We start from the raw sequence: 17533 nt of genomic DNA, 5'->3' as shown, positions 1-17533 counted from the left end.
CGGTCCGGAAACCATGCCTGCCGTCAATGCCCGGTTTTGCGCTCCGCCATGTGGCGCAGATAGGCCAGCACCGCGTCCAGATCGGCATCTGAAAGCGCCTGCGCGTCGAACCCCTGCATCTTCGCCTGCGGCCAGCGACGCAGCGATTGCGGGTCGCGGATGAACGCGCGCAGCAAGTCGGCGCGCAGGTATTCGGTGGGGTTATGCGGGAGATTGAGATCCGGCCCGAGTTTCGCATCGCCTTCGCCGTTGAGTGTGTGGCAGGCGAAACAGGTGCGCTGGAATACCACGAAGCCGCGTTGCACCAGGCTGTCGGCCGCCAGCGCGCGATCGGGAACGATCGCCGGGAACCGTTCGGCAACATCACTCAGCCGATGGATTGCCGCCAGCTGATACGGCCATTGTTCCGGGTTCACCTGGGCGGCCTGCGGCTGCGTCCACACGATATAGAACGGTCCGGCGCTGTCGCGGTGCTTGCTCAGGGCAGGCCATGGCTTGGCGGGATCCTCGATGGCCAGCCACGCTTCGCTGCCGTGACGGTTCAGGATGAGTGCGGCGGGGATCTCGGCGGCAAAACCGTCACCGGCGACGAACTGCAGATGATCGCTGGCGTCGAGGCCCTTGAGCAACGCGGCCAGCGGTACGGCGCGGTATTGCATGGTGCGATGGAAGGCCACATCGTCCGCCACGCTGATCGTGCGCACGTCACGCCGTTGCAGCAGCATCTCGGTGCGATACGTGATGACGCCGTGGCCCAGGTCGACCGTGAGTTCGGCGGCGTGCGCGAAGATGGGCAAGCCAAGCAGCGACAGACAGCAGCGCAACAGCAGTTTCATGATGAATTCCGCAAAGGTGGCGGGCGGCATTTCGGTCTGTGCCGATCACGTTGGGGGGTGAGCTGCATCAGGCCCGGAAATCGAGATCGGGCGGATCGATGGTGGCACCGAAGCGCGCGATCACCAAGCGCCAGGAAGGCACGGCGACGATGCACTGGCCTTGATTTCCGAGCTGATGAACATCGGTCCGATGTCGCCGCGTACCGCCTGGCGTGCGACGGCTCATCCTGTCGGCGAGCTGAACACATGCCGGCATGCACATTGAACTCACAAGGTACCGGCCACACTAAGCCTACGCATCGCCGTGATGGCGACAAGAAGTGGCACAGATCATCGTGTCACTGAGGGGCTGGTCTTTCCTCCCCTGGAGGCCGCCTGACAAACCTCATCTGTCCTCCCCTGGCTGATGAGGTTTTTTTTTGCGCGCAGCAGGTGCAGTGGTTCGCGCAGGATGCGCCAGGCCATGGATAATGGCTGGCGCGCATTTTCCCATTCCGCTTGAGCAACTGATGATCATCGACTCGCTGCTCGATACCGACCTGTACAAGTTCTCGATGATGCAGGTGGTGCTGCACCAGTATCCGGCCGCGCATGTCGAGTACCGTTTCAAGTGCCGCAATCCGGGCATCGACCTGGTGCCGTACATCGGCGAGATTCGTGCCGAGCTGGCTGCGCTGTGTCAGTTGCGCTTCACGCCGGACGAACTGGACTACCTGCGCACCTGGCGCTTCATCAAGAGCGACTTCGTCGATTTTCTGGGCCTGTTCCAGCTCAACGAGAAGTATGTGGAAATCGCGCCGGCGGTGGCGGGCAATGGCGAGATCGATATCCACATCCGCGGGCCGTGGTTGCACACGATCCTGTTCGAGGTGCCGCTGCTGGCGATCATCAACGAGGTGTATTTTCGCAACACCAGTGGCGGCCTCGACCTGACCGAGGGGCGCCAGCGACTGCGCAAGAAGATCGCATTGCTGCGCGATACCCCGGGCTACGCCGGTTGCAGGATCGCCGACTACGGCACGCGGCGGCGCTATTCACGCGCATGGCACGAGGAAGTGGTGACCACGCTGCGCAATGAGCTGGGCATGCAGCTGGCCGGCACCAGCAATGTGTGGCTGGCACGCAAGCTCAACCTGACCCCGCTGGGCACGTTGGCGCACGAATACCTGCAGGCACACCAGGCGCTGGGTCCGCGTCTGCGCGATTCGCAGGTGGCGGCGCTGGAGGCGTGGGCGAAGGAATACCGCGGCGATCTCGGTATTGCGTTGTCGGATGTGTACGGACTCAGCGCGTTCCTGCGTGATTTCGACATGTACTTCTGCAAGCTGTTCGACGGCACCCGGCATGACTCCGGCGATCCGTTCGAATGGGGCGAGAAGGTGCTGGCGCACTACGGCGCCAACCGGGTCGATCCGCGCAGCAAGGTGCTGGTATTCAGCGATGGCCTCGACATTCCCAAGGTGATGCAGTTGTACGCGCACTTCCGCGAGCGCTGTCTGCTCGCGTTCGGCGTCGGCACCAACCTCACCAATGACGTGGGACCGGTGCCGCTCAACATCGTGATCAAGATGATCCGCTGCAACGGGCAGCCGGTGGCCAAGCTCAGCGACTCGCCGGGCAAGAACATGTGCGAGGACCCGGCGTATGTGGCCTATCTGCGCCAGGTGTTCGAGATACCCGCCACGCAGGGGCTTTGATACTCGCCTGCAGGCCATGCGGGCAGCGCGTCAGAACACCGGCAGCACGGCGCCGTGATACTTCTGTTCGATGAATGCCCTGATCTCCGGACCGTTGAGTACCTTGGCCAGTTTCTGCACGCGCGGGTCGTTCTGGTTGTCGGGGCGGCCGACCAGATAGTTCACGTACGGCGAATTCCTGTCCTCGATAAGCAGCGCGTCTTTCGTTGGATTCAGGCCGGCAGCCAGCGCGTAGTTGGTGTTGATCAGGGCCAGGTCCACCTCGTCCAGCGTGCGCGGCAGCATTGCCGCTTCCAGCTCGCGAAACTTCAGGTGCTTTGGATTCGCAGTGATGTCCTTCAGCGTGGACAGTTCATTGTTCGGGTCCTTCAACGTGATCAGGCCATGCTTCGCCAGCAGCAGCAACGCGCGGCTGTTGTTGCTGGGATCGTTCGGCAGGGTCACGCTGGCACCATCGGGCAGTTGGTCGATGTTCTTGAGCTTGTGCGAATACGCGCCGAACGGTTCGATGTGCACGCCGGTAATGATGACGAGATGGGTACCGCGTTCGCGGTTGAACGCGTCCAGGTAGGGCTTGGTCTGGAAGTAGTTCAGGTCGATGTTCTTTTCCGCCAACTGCGTGTTCGGCTGCACGTAGTCGGCGAACACCTTGATCTGCAGATCCACGCCTTCCTTCGCCAGCGGCGGCTTGGCCTGCTTGAGGATTTCCGCGTGCGGGATCGCGGTGGCAGCCACGCGGAGCGTCTGGCTGTCCTCTTGCGGCGCAGAACAGCCCGTCAGCAAGAGCAGGGTCAGCGTAGTGGCAAGGGTGGCTAGCAGCAGTCTCATGGCGGATTCACTTGTGCGGCGCACAATAATAAGACGTCTATACTGCCAAACACAAACAGGGGGTCGGCACTGCCTGTAATCCGTCAGGCCTTTGGCGCGGCATAGCCGGCCAGCAGGAGCAGGGCCAAGATGGCGGCGATGGCAGCTAGCAGCAATCTCATGGCGGTGATTCTCATGGGCGGCCAATCAAAGTAGGCCGCCTATACCGCCAAACGCAAATAACCAAATCAGTGCCGCTTATAACGCGTCACGATACGGTCGCCGAGCATCTGCAACAGCTGTACCAGCACGATCAGCAGCACCACGGTGACCAGCATGTAGTCGGACTTGTAACTGAGGTAGCCGTAGCGATAGGCCAGGTCGCCAAGGCCGCCGGAGCCGATCGCACCACCCATCGCGGTGTAACCGACCAGTGCGATCGCGGTAACCGTGATGCCGGCGAACAGGCCGCCGCGCGCTTCCGGCAGCAGCACGTGGCGCACGATCTGCCACAGGCTGGCGCCCATCGCCTGGCTAGCCTCGATCACGCCTTGCTGCACTTCGCGCAATGCGGTTTCCACCAGCCGCGCAAAGAACGGCGCGGCGCCGATCACCAGCGGCGGGATCGCGCCGCGGATGCCTAGCTTGGTGCCGACCAGAAAATACGTCACCGGCATCAGCACGATCATCAGGATGATGAACGGCACGGAGCGCAGGATATTCACCAGCAGCGAAGTCACCGCATAGAGCTTGGGCATCGGCCGGAGCTGGCCCTTGCCGGTGAGGTAAAGCAGCACGCCCAGCGGCAGGCCGATCAGCACGGTGAGCAGCAGCGAGCCACCCAGCATCAGCAAGGTGTCGATGCAGGCGCGTCCGATCTCGCCCCAGTCGTCGATGTTGGGGAGCAGTTTCTGCAGCGGGTTCATCGGGGCAACTCCTCGATCTCGATGCCCGCTTCGCGCAATGCGGCCATGGCGACATCCACGCGCTCGCCCTGGACCGCCAGCGTGAGCTGGCCGTATGGCAGGTTCTTGATGCGGTCGATGCGCCCGGCGAGGATGTTGAAGTCGATGCCGGTGTCGCGCGCCACACGGCCCAGTGCCGGGGTCAGCGTGGTATCGCCGCGGAAACTCAGTCGCAGGATGCGGCCGGGCACTTGCGCGAACGGCGCCAGTTCACTCGCCGCCTCTTCCGGCAGCGCCTCGTTGACGAAGCGTCGCGTGGTGTCGTGCTGTGGGTGCAGGAACACGTCGGCCACCGCGCCGCGCTCCACGATGACGCCGGCATCGAGCACTGCCACGCGGTCGCAGACGCGGCGCACCACGTCCATCTCGTGGGTGATCAGCACGATGGTGAGTTCAAGCTCGCGGTTGATCTCGGCCAGCAGTTCCAGCACCGAAGCAGTGGTCTGCGGATCGAGCGCGCTGGTGGCCTCGTCGCACAGCAGGATCGATGGCCGGTTGGCCAGCGCGCGGGCAATGCCGACACGCTGCTTCTGGCCCCCGGAAAGCTGCGAGGGGTACTTGTCGGCGTGCGTACTCAGGCCGACACGCGCCAGCAGTTCATCGACGCGGGCGCGCAGGACAGACGCGCTGTGTTCACCGGCCAGCCGCATCGGAAACGCGACGTTGTCCGCCACGGTCTGCGAGGCGAGCAGGTTGAAGTGCTGGAAGATCATGCCGATGCGCCGGCGCTGTGCGCGCAATGCGGGTTCGGCCAGCGCCGTCATTTCGGTATCGCCGACGAAGATGGTGCCGCCGCTGGGCCGTTCGAGCAGGTTGACCAGCCGTATAAGCGTCGACTTGCCGGCACCTGACAAGCCGATGATGCCGAATACCTCGCCATCGGCGATGTCGAGGCTGAAGGGCTGCAGCGCGGGGATGTCCCTGCCGTCGACACGGTAGGACTTGTGGACATCGACGAAGCGGATCACGGCGGAGATATGGCCTTCAGGCGAAAGCCTCATTCTATGCCACGGTCGGGACCGGCGATGGCGTATGCTGCTGGATTGATCCATCAAGACGGAGCCCGTCATGTCCAGCGTTTACGATTTCACCGTTCGCGATATCGATGGCAACCCGCGTTCGCTCGCCGAATGGCGCGGAAAGACGCTGTTGATCGTCAACGTGGCTTCCAAGTGCGGTTTCACTCCGCAGTACCAGGGTCTGGAAAACCTGTGGCAGGACCAGCGCGACCAGGGCCTGGTGGTGATGGGGTTTCCCTGCAACCAGTTCGGTCACCAGGAGCCTGGCGACGAGGCCGAGATCAGGACGTTCTGCAACACGCAGTACGACGTGACCTTCCCGATGTTCGCCAAGGTCGAGGTGAACGGCGAACACGCCGACCCGCTGTACAAGTGGCTGAAGAGCGAGGGCAAGGGCATCCTCGGCAGCGAGTCGATCAAGTGGAACTTCACCAAATTCCTGGTCGACGCGGACGGCCAGGTGGTGAAGCGCTACGCCTCCACCGACACGCCGGAAAAAATCGGCAAGGACACGCTGGCCCGGCTGGGCGGCTGATGTCCCGAAGCGGCCTTGCTCATTCGCGGCCGCGATAGTTCGCCAGCAACACCGCGATCTCATCCACATCGCTGCCGATGCTGGGTGCATCGTCCGGTCGATCGTAATTGTTCAGCATGATCGCGAACGCCAGCCGTTCGCCCGCTGCCGTGGTGACATAGCCGGCCAGGCAGTGCACGTAGGCCATGCTTCCGGACTTCGCACGCACATTGTTTTCGGCGGCGGTGCGGCGCATGTGGCCGATCAGGGTGCCGTCGACTCCGGCGACCGGCAGCGCCTCGCGCACTACGTCCGCATACGGCTGTGCCGCCAGGTAGACGAGCAGGCGAACCAGTGCGTTCGGCGTGACCAGATTGCGGCGTGACAACCCGGTGCCTTCATCGATCAGGCTCGCCGATGCCGGAATCCCGATCTCTGCCAGCAGTTGCCGCAGGGCCATGATGCCGCGGCTTTCGGTGTTGCTGAAGCCGGTCGTGGGGATGGCCTGATCACGCGCACCGACGCTCAGCAGCAAATTCTGCAGATACAGATTTTGCGAGCGTTTGAGGCCTTGCTGCAGGATGTCCCGCAGCGCTGGTGAAAGTACTTCACCGAGCATGCCGGCCGAGGCGTGCGATGCCGAACCGCCTTGCGGCCAATGGACGACACGCAGTTTGCCAGCGAGGTGGATGCCGCGATGTTTCAACGCCTGCCGCAACTGCATGCCGGCCACCAGCGCGGGATCCACCATCGCCAGCTTGAAATGCTGCGCCGTGGAGTCAGCGGCGATGCTGCCGAAGGCATGCAGCGTGTCGTCGCCCGGGGCACGGTACAGGTTGATGTCATTTGGCGTGCCGGCCGCGCTGGTGACCAGCTGTCTGACCAGGTCGGGTCTGGCCTCGGCAGGGGAAAAATCCAGCCGGGCCGGGCGGCCGGGCGTCCGCCCCGGACTCACCGTGACGTTGACGATGTTCTCCTGCACGCTCAGGGCGGAGGACGGCACCGCAAACCAGCTCTGCAGATCGCCAGCCTCCCAGCCGCTGCCAAACGATGGCCCCGCGAAGTAGCTGTCGTCGGCGATCAGGTCGCCGCGCACGAAGCGCACGCCGCGCGCGGCTGCCTGGCTGGCCAGTTGCTCGGCCCAGTCGCCGCTGCCGGCGGTGCCGAGCGTGGGATCGCCCATGCCCTGCAGGATCAGCGAGCCGTTCAGACGTCCATTCACGATACGGCCGTCGGCAAGCAACCGGGTTGGTATCCGATAGTCCGTGCCCAGCGCGGAGAGGCTCAGCGCGGCGGTGAACAACTTCGCCGTGGAGGCGGGCTGCAGCAACTGGTCGGCGCGGTGCGTGTACAGCGCGCGGCCACTGTCGAGCGAAACCACGGCAATGCCCCAGCTGGCCGCGGCGAAGCGCGGCTGGCCAATCCGGGCATCGATCTGTGCCATCAACCCGGCGACGGTGCTGGCGCCGGGTGTCGCCAGCGCTGCCGCGGCTGCCGGCATCGACACGGCGAGCAGGCAGACGGCGATGATCGGCGCGCAGACGGAAAAGCGATACGGGCAACGACGTGGCAACGGGATCATGGCCGCAGTATCGCCAATTCCGCCGCAACCTGCAGGGCGTTCTGCCGTGTTCTGGTAATCTTGCGCGTTCGTGTCGGCACCTGGCCGGCGGACTTGAACCTATTCGCGAGATCTTCATGCAGATTGCCCAGAACTCCGTTGCTGCCTTCCACTACACGCTGACCGATGACCAGGGTCAGGTCATCGACAGCTCCGAAGGTCGCGAGCCACTGACCTACCTGCATGGCAGCGGCCAGATCGTGCCGGGTCTGGAAAAGCAGATGGAAGGCCGCACGGTCGGCGACAAGTTCAATGCCGATGTGACCCCCGAAGAGGGCTATGGCGTGCACCACGCCGAACTGATGCAGGAAGTGCCGCGTGAAGCCTTCCAGGGCGTGGAGGATATCCAGCCCGGCATGCAGTTCCAGGGCCGTGGCCCGCAGGGCGAGATCAACGTCACCGTCACCAAGGTCGAGGACGACAAGGTGTTCATCGACGGCAATCACCCGCTCGCCGGCAAGACCTTGCACTTCGCCATCGAAGTGACCGACGTGCGTACTGCCAGCGAAGAAGAGCTGGCGCACGGCCACGTGCATGGCGCCGGTGGCCATCACCACTGATCACTGCGGCGCGATCGCTCCACCCGGAAAGGCGAAGGCCCGGTGATGTCGCATCACCGGGCCTTCGTGCATGCGGTTATCTCAATACCACTCGAGCAGCGAGATGCCCAAGCCGGCATAGGTGGCATTGTGGTTGTAATCGATCAGGCTTTCGCCGTAGCCCTTGAAGACCTCGGCGTAGCCGCGCAGGTTGCCGGCAAGCGGGAAGCTCCAGCTGAACTTGGCCGCGCCGTGCTGGCGGCTGCCGCCGCGGAACGAGTCGCGCAGCATCAGCCCGAATTCCTGGCCGTGCCATTCGTGCACGATCTGCACTTCACCACGCCCCATGTAATTGCTGATGTCGGGATTGTCGTCGGTGCTGCGCGATTCGGGGATGCGCCACCACGGCCTGATCATCACGGTCCAGCCGTTGCGCTCGAAACCGACGTTCGCGATCACCCGGTTCCAGCTGCGCGATTGCGGGTTGTCGCGCCCGTTGGACTGGTGATCGATGCCGATGCCGAGCATCCGGCCAGACCAGCCGAACAGGTGATAGTTGGTGTCGAACACCAGCATCGCCTCGGGTTCGTAGTCGGTTTCGCGAAACGGACGCGACTGTTCGGCGTTGTAGACCTGCCAGCGCGACGATTGGGTGTAGCCGACCCACAGGTCGCCGGTATTGCCGAAGACGCCCTGCCAGACCTTGGTCTTCAGGCTGAGCTGGAATTTCGCCTCGACGTTGTCCAGTTGCTCGCCCCGCGGCACGGTGTTGTCCGGGTTGGGGCTGGACGGCTGCTTGTTCTGGTTGCTGGTGGCGAACACCGGCAACACATACACCGGCTTGTAGCCGCGGACGTTGAAGGTGCCCAGCTTGCTTTCCGAAGTCAGCTCCCAGCGGCTGTCGAGCAATGACAGCGGCAGGGCCACTTCCGTGTTGGGTTCCACGGCGGCCGTCGTCTCCTTCCGATCGCGGCTGAAGATGCTTGGTGTGGCGGTTTCGGTATCGACCCGCTTCTGCGCGATCGGCAGGTTCACCCGGCCGGTGGAGTGGTCGTAACAGGCCAGCCGCTGCGCATCGCTTTCGATCGCGGTACAGGCGCGGATATCGGTGGGGTCGGGATTTTGCGCATGAACGGAAGGGGCGAGCAGGCCGGCGGCCAGCGCCAGCGGCAGGGCAACGGAGTGAGGCTTCATCAGGAGCAGGTTTCCCGGGCAGACGATCGAGGCGGGAGTCTAGGCCACGCGCCCCGGTTGGATGGAGATGACATTGCCGAACCCGGCGCATGCCAGCCGGCCCTGATGGGGATCAGGGCCGGCTTGATGAGGCAGACAGTCAGAGCTGTTTTGTCCAGTTGGCGTATTCAGTCTTGCTGACCGTGCCGTTGCGGTTGCTGTCGGCGTGGATGAAATCGTTGGCCAGCGGCGGATACGCAACTGCCTGGTCGGCAGTGATCGACTTGCCACCGCCGGACAGTTGCTCGAAGGCCGGTGCCGGCCCGATCGTGGGAGCGGGTGCCGGAACACTGCGCACCACGACTTCACCCTGCGGCGTCTGATAGCTCGTCTGACCCGCAGCGCCGGCCGCGGGCGCAGGCATCGGTTCGCTGGAGGGCATCGGCGCAGCCGGCGCGGACGAAGGCATCGGCTCGGCGGGCGGCATCGGTGCCGCAGGAACGGGTGACGTGGCGGGAGCTGCCGGCATGGCCGGCGCGGGCGGTGGCGGTACGTCCTGCGCGATCAGCGTACCGGCGAACATCAGCGCGCCAACGGCGAATGCGGACAACAACGGCTTGTGAGATTTCATCATCAATACTCCATGCCAGAATAGTTTGTGCGGATGGGTCGGCCAGGCGAGGCTTTCGTCACCGGTTGCCCAACTCGGGATTACGCTAACAGGGGCTTTGTAAATGCCGGCTCAATATCTTGGTCACCAAGCCGTGAAGCTGCCGTGTCGTTGGGCCACGCTTCAGGTGATCCTCGCGTGCTGAGCCTCGCGCAGGCGCGCCTGATGCAGCTGGCGGCTCAGGGTCTGTTGCAGCCGCTGCGGCGGCGTCCGCGTCGCGATGACGTGGTGGCGATGATCGAACGCATGCGTCTGCTGCAGATCGACACCATCCATGTAGTGGCGCGCAGCCCCTATCTGGTACTGCACGCGCGACTTGGCGGCTACCCGATGGCGTGGCTCGACGAGGCACTCGCGCAGGGTCGGCTGGCGGAGTGCTGGGCACACGAGGCGTGTTTCGTCAGCGCCGCCGACATCGCGTGGCATCGCGGCGGACACGATCAGCGCATGCATCACTGGGCGCATCGGAATGCGGCGCGCATGCATCGCGAGCAACGTGCCGACATGGATACATTGCTGGCCGGCATCCGTGCGTCCGGCCCGGTGCGTGCGGCCGACTTCGCGCGCACGCAAGGCGCGAGCAAGCCGGGCTGGTGGGAATGGAAGCCGGAGAAGCGCTGGCTGGAAGCCTGGTTCGCGCTGGGTGAGCTGATGGTGGCGCGGCGCGACAATTTCCAGCGGGTCTACGACCTGGCCGAACACGTGCTGGCCCGGCTCGATCCACCCTTCGATGACGCCGCCGACGCACTCACCGCGGCAGAGTTGCGGCATCGCGCCATCGTCGACAGCGTGCGCGCCTTGGGGGTGACCCAGGCGTGCTGGATCGCCGACTACTTTCGGCTGAAGCCCAAAGTTACCGATCGCGAACTGGCCCCGCTGCTGCTCACCGGTGAATTGCTGGCGGTGCCGGTGCAAGGCTGGGCCACGCCGGGCTACGTGCACCGCGACCACGCCGACGTATTGGCCAAGGCAATGCGCGGGCGCCTGCGCGCCACCCATACCGCGCTGCTGTCACCGTTCGATCCGCTGGTGTGGGATCGCGCGCGGGCGCTGGCGATGTTCGATTTCGAATACACGATCGAGTGCTATACCCCGGCGGCGAAGCGACGCTATGGCTACTTCGTGCTGCCGATCCTGCATCGTGGCCGACTGGTCGGCCGACTCGATGCCAAGGCCCATCGCGCGGATGGAGTGTTCGAGGTCAAGGCACTCTTCCTGGAGCCGGGCGTGACGCCCGACGCGGGCCTGGTACAGGCGCTGGCCAAGGTGATCGCCGACACGGCGGGTTGGCACGGCACACCGGATATCCGGCTGGAACGAACCCAGCCGGCGACCTTGATGAAACCGCTGCGGGCGGCCTTGAACGCCAGCCGATAAATGCGGTCGGCCGCAGGTGAGTTCGCGGCCGGCCGGGTCGCTCCGGTCACGCGGTGCGAATCAGGGTGTACTGCCGGCCGGCACCGGGTTTTCCGCGCATGACTTGCCATGCAGGGCCTGGCGCAATTGAGTGGCCAGCGAGTTGCAACGCGCCGCCAGCTGCGGGCGGATATCCGGATTCTGCGAATCGCTCAGCAGGCTGGTGCGCATCGCCTGGTAGCGGGATTGCAGCTGATCGGGCGCATAGATGGCCGCCGCACGATGGCAGGCAAGATAGCTGGACAGGTAGTCGTCGCAGGCGGCGATGCCGGTGTTGTCGGGCAGGTTGGCATTGTCGACGGTCTTGTTGCCGGTAGCCGCGGCATGCTCCCCGCGGGTCGCGCTGCTGGTTCGGGTCGCAGGCGAGGTAGTCGTGGTCGAGCTGCTCGACGTGCGCGTGGTGGGCTGTTGGTGGGCGCAGCCGGCCAGCAGCAGGCCGGCGATCACGAGAGCCGGAGTCAAACGGGACAGGGTAGGCATTATCAGCGCTCCTCAACTTGGCGATCATGCCACCGGGCCGAAGTGGCCTGGCAGTAGCGGATCGGCGTATTTGTCCACACTAGACAGGTTATGAGGTCAAGGAAATCTGAATTTGCTGCCATATCGACGAAAACCGTTGAGTGGCCCCATTCCGTTCCGCTCAACCGTGCCGTTATGATCTGCCCACTGTGTTTGCCGGGGCCAGCATAGTTTGTGGCCCGATGCAGAGCCGATCCGCGATCTGCCTCATCGTTCACCCCAGGGGGTTTCCTTGCTTACCAGTAAGCCGGCCGGCCGCAGTGCGGAGGCCGAGTCTATAAACCTGTGGAGTGATCAATATGTCTGACCGTCAGATGGGTACCGTCAAGTGGTTCAACGATGCCAAGGGTTTTGGTTTCATCGCCCGCGACAATGGCCCGGATGTCTTCGTGCATTTCCGTGCCATTACCGGCGGCGGCTTCAAGAGCCTGCAGGAAGGCCAGCAGGTTTCCTTCAAGGTGGTGCAGGGCCAGAAGGGCCTGCAGGCCGATGAAGTAACCGCCGCCTGATCATTGTGCGCCGCAAGGAAACCGGGCAGCGATGCCCGGTTTTTTGATGCCCGGACGAGGGTCAATGGAGCGGGCTTGACAAATCACTTGCGTGCCTCAAATCCGTTATGCTGGCTTCACTGCGTCTGCTTGGCCACATGGGTGCCGGGGGATTTCCTGAATCGGCCCGTTGCACCTGACCTTCGCATGCTCAGTAAGCCGTCGGCCCGTTGGGGCCGGTTTGTCTCAGCGCCTGGATAGGATCGGAGTGAGTCATGTCGGATCGTGAAGTAGGTACAGTCAAGTGGTTCAACGACGCCAAGGGTTTCGGCTTCATCAGCCGCGAAAATGGCCCTGACGTGTTTGTGCATTTCCGCGCCATCACCGGCTCGGGTTTCAAAAGTCTGCAGGAAGGGCAGAAAGTGAGCTTCAAGGTCGTCGATGGCCAGAAGGGCTTGCAAGCCGAGGACGTCACTCCCGTTTGATACGGTGGGGAATCCCTTGAAGAGGCCGGCACATGCCGGCCTCTTTTTTTGTAGTGGCCGCGTCAATTCGCTAGCCTGTCCGGATGTCTGACCATTCCGTTGAAACTGCGTCCATGCCCGTGCCGCCGGCGATGGCCGCAATCGAGGCGTCAGTGTTTCCGGTGGCCCTCGTCGATGGCTCCCGTTTCGAATTGCTGGGCATTCAGCCCGGTGGCAGCTGGCGCCAGCTGCTGTACTGGGTGCCGGCGATGGGCATACCGGCGAGGCATTACCTGCCGTTGGCCGAAGCGCTGGCGGCGCACGGTGTGGCGATGGTCGTGCACGAGTGGCGCGGCATCGGATCCAGCGACCGGCGGGCGAGCCGCACTTGCAACTGGGGCTATCGCGAGCTGCTACAGCAGGATCTGCCTGCCGGCATGGCCGCGGTGCGTGAGCGCTGGCCGCAGGCGGCTTGCTGGCTGGGCGGGCACAGCCTGGGCGGCCAGATGGGTTCGCTGTATGCCAGCCTGCATCCGACCGAGCTTGCCGGCCTGGTGCTGGTGGCCAGTGGCGCGCCGTACTGGCGCCGCTTCCGCCATGGCTGGTTGATTGGTGCAGCCTATGCGCTGGCCCCGTTGCTGGCAGGGTTGCTGGGTCATCTGCCGGGGCGGCGGATCGGTTTCGGTGGCAACGAAGCACGCGGAGTGATCGACGACTGGGCGCGCACAGGCCGCACCGGACGCTATGCAGCGGTCGGCATGGCACAGGATTTCGAACAGCAACTGGCATCGCTGCAGTTGCCGTCGCTGGCCTTGCGCCTGCGCGACGACTGGCTCGGGCCGCCGGCATCGCTGGAGTGGTTGCTGGGCAAGCTGGGGCCGGGCGAGCGCAGCGTGGACGTCATCACGCCGCAGGATCTGGGCGGCCCGGCCGATCATTTTGGCTGGATGAAAGTGCCGGCGCCGATCGCCGCGCGCATCGCCACCTGGATCGCCGCACACGACACCGCGTTCACCGCACGCAGCGACACCGATGCTTGATTCGATGGACGTCCGCCTGCATCTCGGTGGGCCAACCCCACCTCGCCGGACCCCCCGATGAACCTGTTCGACCCGTTTCCCCAGCGCAGCCTCAGCCTGCGCAATCGCCTGGTCGTGTCGCCGATGTGCGAGTACTCGGCCATCGATGGCGTGCCGAACGACTGGCACATGGTGCACCTGGGCAGCCGCGCGGTGGGTGGCGCGGGCGCGGTGATCGCCGAGGCCACCGCGGTATCCGCGCAGGGCCGCATCTCGCCGCAGGACGCCGGCTTGTGGAATCAGGACCAGGTCGAGGCATGGCAGCCGATCACCCGGTTCATCAAGTCGCAGGGTGCGGTCGCTGGCGTGCAACTCGCGCATGCCGGGCGCAAGGCCAGCACGTTGCGGCCGTGGGACGGACACGGCCCGGTGCCGGCCGGGCAGGGTGACTGGCAGACCGTGGCACCGTCGGCGTTGCCGTTCGACGAAGGCTGGCAGACGCCGCAGGCACTGGACGAAGCCGGCATCGCGGGCGTGATCGCGGATTTCCGCGCGACCGCGCAGCGCGCGTTGGCGGCCGGTTTCGAATTGATCGAGCTGCACGCGGCGCATGGCTACTTGATGCATCAGTTCCTGTCGCCGCTGAGCAACCAGCGCAGCGATCGTTACGGCGGCAGTTTCGACAACCGCAGCCGCCTCGTGCGCGAGATCGTCTCCGCGGTGCGCGAGGTATGGCCGGCCGAGTTGCCGCTGTGGCTGCGCGTCTCGGCCACCGACTGGGCGCCGGCGGATGGTCCGCGGGGCTGGGATGTCGAACAGAGCGTGCAGCTGGCGCAGCAGGTGAAGCCGCTCGGCGTGGACCTGATCGACGTTTCCAGCGGTGGTTTGCTGCCGCACGTGAAGATTCCGCTGGCGCCGGGCTACCAGGTGCCGTTTGCGGCACGCATCCGGCATGAGGCCGGGATCGCCACTGGCGCGGTGGGCATGATCACCGAAGCCGAACAGGCCGCAGCCATCGTCGCCAACGGCGAGGCCGATGTGGTGCTGATCGCCCGTGAAAGTCTGCGCGATCCCTATTTTCCGCGCCGGGCGGCGCAATTGCTGGGTGCGCAGATCGATGCGCCCGTGCAATATCAGCGGGCCTGGTGAATCGAAGGAGCGCGTGATGGAAGCCAACCCGACGCTGATTGCCGACGCCCGCGTGCATGATCTGGGCGACGGTTTCATGGTGCGACGCATGTTGCCGGTACTGCTGACGCGTCATGTTGGCCCGTTCGTGTTCTTCGACCACATCGGGCCGACGACGTTTTCCGCCGGCAAGGGCATGGACGTGCGCCCGCACCCGCATATCGGCCTGGCCACGGTGACCTGGTTGTTCGACGGCGCGATCCGTCATCGCGACAGCCTGGGCAGCCTGGCCGACATCCGCCCCGGCGAGGTGAACTGGATGACTTCCGGTCACGGCATCGTGCACTCCGAGCGCACCCCGCCGGAGGAGCGTCAGGACGGCCACAAGCTGCACGGCATCCAGGTCTGGGTGGCGCTGCCGCAGGCCGATGCCGAGGTGGATCCGGAATTCCATCACCACGATCGCGACGCGCTGCCGCAGATCCGGCAGCCGGGAGTGGAGGCCGTGCTGATTGCCGGCAGTGCCTACGGCGAGCGTTCGCCGGTGAAGGTGTTCGCGCCGATGTTCTTCCTGGAGGTATCGCTGGCCGCCGGTGCGGAACTGGCGTTGCCGCAGGAGCATGCCGAACGCGGCGTGCACGTGGTCGAAGGTGCGGTCAGCTGGGGCAGCCTGGAAATCGGCGCCGCCCAGATGGCGGTGCAGGCTGGCGCATCGGCACCAACGTTGCGGGCGCATGAAGCGAGCCGGCTGATGCTGTTCGGTGGCGCGCCGCTGGATGGCGAACGCCACCTGTGGTGGAACTTTGTTGCCAGCACGCGCGAACGGATCGAGCAGGCCAAGGCCGACTGGCTGGCGCAGCGGCTGCCGAAGGTGCCGGGTGACGAGGACGAATTCATCCCGCTGCCGCCCTAGCCGTGTCCGCCGGCCGGGCTCGATCAGGCCCGGCTCATTCCCGGCGCAAGCAACCGTGGAGCCCATCATGTCCAGCACCAACGTGTCCCGCTTTCACAGTTTTGCCGAGTTCTACCCGTTCTATCTGGGCGAACACAGCAACCGCACCTGTCGTCGCCTGCATTTCATCGGCAGCACGCTGGTGATCGTGGTGGTTGTACTGGCAGCGCTGAGTGGCCAGCTTCGCTGGCTGTGGCTGGCGCCGCTGGCCGGCTACGGTTTTGCCTGGGTCGGCCACTATGGATTCGAGAAGAACCGCCCGGCCACGTTCAAGCATCCGCTTTACAGCCTGCTTGGCGACTGGGTGATGTACGGGCAGATATGGCGCGGCAAGATCCGCTTCTGAAAAGCCTCGCTCCCTGCAAGCAGATTCAGCGGTATTGCTGGTGGCAGCTCTTGCAGGTGTCGCCGATCGGCTTGATCGCCGCGGCCAGCGCGGCGCAGTCCGCAGGTGCCGCCTGCACGGCCTGCTGCAAGCGGGTTTGCAGCTCGCCGGCCTTGTCGGTGAACATTTTCTCGTCGATGCCGAATACCGGCACGATATCGGTGGCGGTGGATTGCATGCGTTCCAGGTGATGCTGGCTCTTTGCCGCGTCGCACTGCCTGGCCTTCAGCGCATGGCTCAGTTCGCCCATGTGGTAGCCCATCGTCACCATCACCGCCTTCGGCATCGGGTTGCGCGCCGCCAGCACGTTCATGACTTGTGCCGTGCCGAGCACGCCAATCACCAGTCCCAGCAAGAGCATGAGTGCAACGCGCATCGGTTCGATTCCATGGCTGACAAAGATGACCGCAAGAATAACCCGCGTCGACGCGTTGCAGGCACGTACGCGCGATAAAATGACCCATGCATCGCATCAAGGCAGACCCGTGATATCCACAGACAAGATCAGACATGCAACCGGTGGCGTGCCGGCATGAGCGAGATGAATTTCCCGGCCGAGCGCTTTGCCGGCGTCGAACGTCTCTATGGCACCGGCAGCGTGGCCACACTGGCGAATGCACATGTCTGCGTGATCGGCATCGGTGGTGTCGGTTCGTGGGCCGCCGAGGCGCTGGCGCGCAGCGGCGTGGGCCGGCTCACCCTGATCGACGCCGACGAAGTCTGCGTATCCAACACGAACCGCCAGCTGCATGCGCTGGATGGCGAATTCGGCAAGCCCAAGGTCGGCGTGATGGCAGCGCGCGCGCATGCGATCAACCCCACCATCCGGCTGGAGGCGATCGAACGCTTCCTCACGCCGTCCACGCTGGACGAGCTGCTCGATCGCGGCTACGACGTGGTGCTGGATGCCTGCGACGCGTTCCGGGTGAAGCTCGAAACGATCGCCTGGTGTCGGCGTCGCAAGCTGCCGATCGTCAGCGTCGGTTCGGCTGGCGGGCGCACCGACTCCACCCAGATCCGCGTGCGCGACTTGTCGCGCACCGAGCACGATGCGATGTTCAGCCTGATCCGCAAGAAGCTCCGCACCGACTTCAACTTTCCGCGCAACCCGGATCGCTACTTCGGCGTGTCGGCCGTCTATTCGCTGCAGAACGTGCAGTACCCGCAACCGGACGGCACGGTGTGCGGCACGCGTCCGCCCGGCGGTGATGCGCTGAACCTGGCCTGCGGTGGCGGGCTTGGCGCCGCGACGCATGTGACCGGCGCGTTCGCGTTCGCGGCCGTGGGCAAGGTGCTGGAGAAGTTGCTGGGGAAATGAAAC

20 protein-coding genes are annotated in these 17533 nt (G+C 64.7%); 11 read left to right on the top strand and 9 right to left on the bottom strand.

All coding sequences use genetic code 11. The features are described from left to right. Window positions 1–23: 23 nt before the first annotated feature. Window positions 24–836: a cytochrome c gene (locus EAH75_RS18375; RefSeq protein WP_140654452.1), complete on the bottom strand. Its 813-nt coding sequence runs from the start codon at window positions 834–836 to the stop codon at window positions 24–26. Window positions 837–1345: 509 nt separating this feature from the next. On the opposite strand from EAH75_RS18375, the gene pncB reads away from it, so the two are divergent. Continuing rightward, on the top strand, window positions 1346–2533 hold the full coding sequence (pncB, locus tag EAH75_RS18370; protein ID WP_140654450.1) for a nicotinate phosphoribosyltransferase: 1188 nt from the start codon (window positions 1346–1348) through the stop codon (window positions 2531–2533). Window positions 2534–2563: 30 nt separating this feature from the next. Here the strand turns inward: pncB and EAH75_RS18365 are convergent, their stop codons facing one another. From EAH75_RS18365 to EAH75_RS18355, 3 genes are all read right to left on the bottom strand, one after another. Next, the gene (locus EAH75_RS18365; protein ID WP_140806471.1) at window positions 2564–3361 is read right to left on the bottom strand and encodes a MetQ/NlpA family ABC transporter substrate-binding protein; all 798 of its coding nucleotides are present in this window, start codon (window positions 3359–3361) and stop codon (window positions 2564–2566) included. Between the two features lie 227 nt (window positions 3362–3588). Next, on the bottom strand, window positions 3589–4266 hold the full coding sequence (locus EAH75_RS18360) for a methionine ABC transporter permease (protein ID WP_140654446.1): 678 nt from the start codon (window positions 4264–4266) through the stop codon (window positions 3589–3591). Next, the gene (locus EAH75_RS18355) at window positions 4263–5273 is read right to left on the bottom strand and encodes a methionine ABC transporter ATP-binding protein (RefSeq protein WP_140806512.1); all 1011 of its coding nucleotides are present in this window, start codon (window positions 5271–5273) and stop codon (window positions 4263–4265) included. The genes EAH75_RS18360 and EAH75_RS18355 overlap by 4 nt, the downstream gene beginning before the upstream one ends. Before the next feature lie 100 nt (window positions 5274–5373). On the opposite strand from EAH75_RS18355, the gene EAH75_RS18350 reads away from it, so the two are divergent. Further along, complete coding sequence (locus EAH75_RS18350) at window positions 5374–5859, top strand: glutathione peroxidase (protein ID WP_140654444.1); 486 nt, start codon at window positions 5374–5376, stop codon at window positions 5857–5859. A 19-nt stretch (window positions 5860–5878) separates the two neighbouring features. Here the strand turns inward: EAH75_RS18350 and dacB are convergent, their stop codons facing one another. Then, window positions 5879–7420 (bottom strand): D-alanyl-D-alanine carboxypeptidase/D-alanyl-D-alanine endopeptidase, encoded by a 1542-nt coding sequence (dacB, locus tag EAH75_RS18345; RefSeq protein ID WP_140806470.1) that lies wholly within the window; start codon window positions 7418–7420, stop codon window positions 5879–5881. Between the two features lie 116 nt (window positions 7421–7536). On the opposite strand from dacB, the gene EAH75_RS18340 reads away from it, so the two are divergent. Continuing rightward, window positions 7537–8019 (top strand): FKBP-type peptidyl-prolyl cis-trans isomerase, encoded by a 483-nt coding sequence (locus EAH75_RS18340; protein WP_140806469.1) that lies wholly within the window; start codon window positions 7537–7539, stop codon window positions 8017–8019. Between the two features lie 81 nt (window positions 8020–8100). Here the strand turns inward: EAH75_RS18340 and EAH75_RS18335 are convergent, their stop codons facing one another. Both EAH75_RS18335 and EAH75_RS18330 read right to left on the bottom strand, forming a co-directional pair. After that, window positions 8101–9192, bottom strand: a complete 1092-nt coding sequence (locus EAH75_RS18335) for a phospholipase A (RefSeq protein WP_140806468.1) — start codon at window positions 9190–9192, stop codon at window positions 8101–8103. Between the two features lie 139 nt (window positions 9193–9331). After that, on the bottom strand, window positions 9332–9802 hold the full coding sequence (locus EAH75_RS18330; protein WP_140806467.1) for a hypothetical protein: 471 nt from the start codon (window positions 9800–9802) through the stop codon (window positions 9332–9334). Between the two features lie 177 nt (window positions 9803–9979). On the opposite strand from EAH75_RS18330, the gene EAH75_RS18325 reads away from it, so the two are divergent. Then, complete coding sequence (locus EAH75_RS18325) at window positions 9980–11218, top strand: winged helix-turn-helix domain-containing protein (RefSeq protein WP_140806466.1); 1239 nt, start codon at window positions 9980–9982, stop codon at window positions 11216–11218. Window positions 11219–11278: 60 nt separating this feature from the next. Here EAH75_RS18325 and EAH75_RS18320 read toward each other — a convergent pair whose 3' ends face one another. After that, window positions 11279–11737: a hypothetical protein gene (locus EAH75_RS18320; protein WP_140806464.1), complete on the bottom strand. Its 459-nt coding sequence runs from the start codon at window positions 11735–11737 to the stop codon at window positions 11279–11281. Between the two features lie 338 nt (window positions 11738–12075). On the opposite strand from EAH75_RS18320, the gene EAH75_RS18315 reads away from it, so the two are divergent. The 6 genes from EAH75_RS18315 (at window position 12076) to EAH75_RS18290 (ending at window position 16173) form a co-directional block, all read left to right on the top strand. Further along, window positions 12076–12285 (top strand): cold-shock protein, encoded by a 210-nt coding sequence (locus EAH75_RS18315; protein ID WP_140654429.1) that lies wholly within the window; start codon window positions 12076–12078, stop codon window positions 12283–12285. A gap of 254 nt (window positions 12286–12539) precedes the next feature. Next, the gene (locus EAH75_RS18310) at window positions 12540–12749 is read left to right on the top strand and encodes a cold-shock protein (protein WP_007507924.1); all 210 of its coding nucleotides are present in this window, start codon (window positions 12540–12542) and stop codon (window positions 12747–12749) included. Between the two features lie 113 nt (window positions 12750–12862). Next, the gene (locus tag EAH75_RS18305) at window positions 12863–13768 is read left to right on the top strand and encodes an alpha/beta hydrolase family protein (RefSeq protein ID WP_140806463.1); all 906 of its coding nucleotides are present in this window, start codon (window positions 12863–12865) and stop codon (window positions 13766–13768) included. Between the two features lie 57 nt (window positions 13769–13825). After that, window positions 13826–14896, top strand: coding sequence for an NADH:flavin oxidoreductase/NADH oxidase (locus tag EAH75_RS18300; protein ID WP_140806462.1), 1071 nt, complete (start codon window positions 13826–13828; stop codon window positions 14894–14896). Window positions 14897–14912: 16 nt separating this feature from the next. Continuing rightward, the gene (locus tag EAH75_RS18295; RefSeq protein WP_140806461.1) at window positions 14913–15788 is read left to right on the top strand and encodes a pirin family protein; all 876 of its coding nucleotides are present in this window, start codon (window positions 14913–14915) and stop codon (window positions 15786–15788) included. 82 nt (window positions 15789–15870) lie between these two features. Continuing rightward, a complete protein-coding gene (locus EAH75_RS18290; RefSeq protein WP_140654671.1) occupies window positions 15871–16173 on the top strand; it encodes an Mpo1-like protein in 303 nt (100 codons plus the stop codon). A 25-nt stretch (window positions 16174–16198) separates the two neighbouring features. Here the strand turns inward: EAH75_RS18290 and EAH75_RS18285 are convergent, their stop codons facing one another. Then, on the bottom strand, window positions 16199–16588 hold the full coding sequence (locus tag EAH75_RS18285; protein WP_140806460.1) for a cytochrome c: 390 nt from the start codon (window positions 16586–16588) through the stop codon (window positions 16199–16201). A 156-nt stretch (window positions 16589–16744) separates the two neighbouring features. Between EAH75_RS18285 and EAH75_RS18280 the strand changes: the two genes are divergently transcribed. Then, entirely contained in the window at window positions 16745–17530 is a 786-nt protein-coding gene (locus EAH75_RS18280) for a tRNA threonylcarbamoyladenosine dehydratase (RefSeq protein ID WP_140806459.1), read from the top strand. Window positions 17531–17533 lie beyond the last annotated feature (3 nt).

It is taken from the genome of Rhodanobacter glycinis, from assembly GCF_006438785.1.
Lineage (GTDB): Bacteria > Pseudomonadota > Gammaproteobacteria > Xanthomonadales > Rhodanobacteraceae > Rhodanobacter > Rhodanobacter glycinis_A.
Note: the sequence above shows the minus strand (reverse complement) of the source record. Positions and strands in the feature narration are given on the sequence as shown.